This window comes from Rhizobium sp. ZW T2_16, from assembly GCF_044987325.1.
GTDB classification, from domain to species: Bacteria; Pseudomonadota; Alphaproteobacteria; order Rhizobiales; family Rhizobiaceae; genus Neorhizobium; species Neorhizobium cellulosilyticum.
This window is the reverse complement of record NZ_JBJDRG010000079.1, coordinates 1-543: the sequence shown is the minus strand read 5'-3', so window position 1 is coordinate 543 and position 543 is coordinate 1. Positions and strand designations below refer to the sequence as shown.

1 protein-coding gene is annotated in these 543 nt (G+C 60.4%); it reads left to right on the top strand.

The window, feature by feature from the left end:
• Positions 1-543 (top strand): SDR family NAD(P)-dependent oxidoreductase (locus tag ACI3K0_RS30815; protein WP_404946997.1); only part of this gene is annotated, 543 nt, incomplete at both ends.

Sequence of the window (543 nt, the reverse complement as noted above, 5' to 3'; positions counted from 1 at the left end):
TTACCGTTCACGCCGTCGCATTCGATGCGACCGACCAGGCCTCGGTTGCGGCAGGGGTCGCTCGCATCGAAGCGGAGATCTGCGCGATAGACATTCTCATCAACAATGCCGGCATGCAGTATCGTTCGCCGCTGGAAGACTTTCCGGCCGACAAGTGGCAGCAGCTTCTGACAACCAATATTTCCAGCGTGTTTTATGTCGGTCAGGCTGTCGCCCGCCACATGATCGCCCGCGGTCACGGCAAGATCATCAACATCGCCTCGGTGCAGAGCGAACTTGCCCGTCCCGGCATCGCGCCTTACACGGCCACCAAGGGCGCGGTCAAAAACCTCACCAAAGGCATGTCCACCGACTGGGCCAAGCACGGCCTGCAGGTCAATGCCATTGCGCCCGGCTATTTCAAGACACCGCTCAATCAGGCACTGGTCGACAATCCGGAATTTTCCGCATGGCTGGAAAAGCGCACGCCGGCTGCCCGCTGGGGCAATGTCGATGAACTGGTCGGCGCGGCCGTCTTCCTGTCGGGCAAGGGTTCCTCTTTCG